Source organism: Avibacterium endocarditidis, from assembly GCF_002921145.1.
Classification (GTDB): Bacteria; Pseudomonadota; Gammaproteobacteria; order Enterobacterales; family Pasteurellaceae; genus Avibacterium; species Avibacterium endocarditidis.
This window is the reverse complement of sequence record NZ_PQVI01000093.1, coordinates 1-1034: the sequence shown is the minus strand read 5'-3', so window position 1 is coordinate 1034 and position 1034 is coordinate 1. Positions and strand designations below refer to the sequence as shown.

Genomic DNA, 1034 nt, shown 5'->3' with positions numbered 1-1034 from the left:
TCTTCCGCAGAAAATCCGCCCGTTGCGCAAGATTTCGCTAACCGCTTGCAGAAAAATAGCAAGAAAATCGAAAAATGGGCAAAACAGCAAGGCATTAATGCGTACCGCCTTTATGATGCTGATCTGCCTGAATATAACGTGGCGGTGGATCGCTATTTAGATCATATTGTAGTGCAAGAATACGCCGCGCCAAAAAATATTGATGAAAACAAAGCCCGTCAGCGTTTGCTTGATGCGGTAACCGCCACCCTTGCCGTTACGGGCGTGGAAACCAATAAATTGGTGCTAAAAGTTCGCCAAAAACAAAAAGGCACAAACCAATATGAAAAATTGGCCAACAAAGGCGATTATTTCTATGTGGAAGAATATGGCGCGAAACTTTGGGTGAATTTAACGGATTATCTGGACACGGGGCTATTTTTGGATCACCGCTTAACCCGCAAAATGCTGGGTGAAATGGCACAAGGCAAAGATTTCCTGAATTTGTTTGCTTACACTGGCTCTGCCACCGTTCACGCTGCGCTAGGTGGCGCAAAATCCACCACCACCGTGGATATGTCGAACACTTATCTCAACTGGGCAGAACAAAATTTAATTTTAAATGACATCGAAGGTAAACAGCATAAATTGATCCAAAGCGATTGCCTACAATGGCTAGAAAAATGCGACCGCCAATTCGATTTGATTTTCGTTGATCCCCCTACGTTCTCTAATTCTAAACGAATGGAAAACAGCTGGGACGTACAGCGCGATCACATTCAATTATTCACCCACTTAAAACGCATTTTACGCCCAAACGGCACAATTGTGTTTTCCAACAATAAACAAAAATTCAAAATGGATTTTGACGGCATCGCTAATCTCGGCCTAAGTGCGGTAGAAATTTCAGCCAAAACCTTGCCACTAGATTTTGAACGTAATAAGCATATTCATAATTGTTGGTTAGTAAGGTTCATCAAATAAATTTTGGATTTTTGTACCGCACTTTAAAGTTAAACAATTCTTAGATTGAAAGATAAAAAAACCTTTTCTTA

The 1034-nt window shown here is 41.1% G+C and carries 1 protein-coding gene; it reads left to right on the top strand.

What is annotated here, in order from left to right:
* Positions 1 to 963: bifunctional 23S rRNA (guanine(2069)-N(7))-methyltransferase RlmK/23S rRNA (guanine(2445)-N(2))-methyltransferase RlmL (rlmKL, locus tag C3Z13_RS12335; protein WP_245872589.1), on the top strand; the 963-nt coding region annotated here is incomplete at its 5' end.
* Positions 964 to 1034 lie beyond the last annotated feature (71 nt).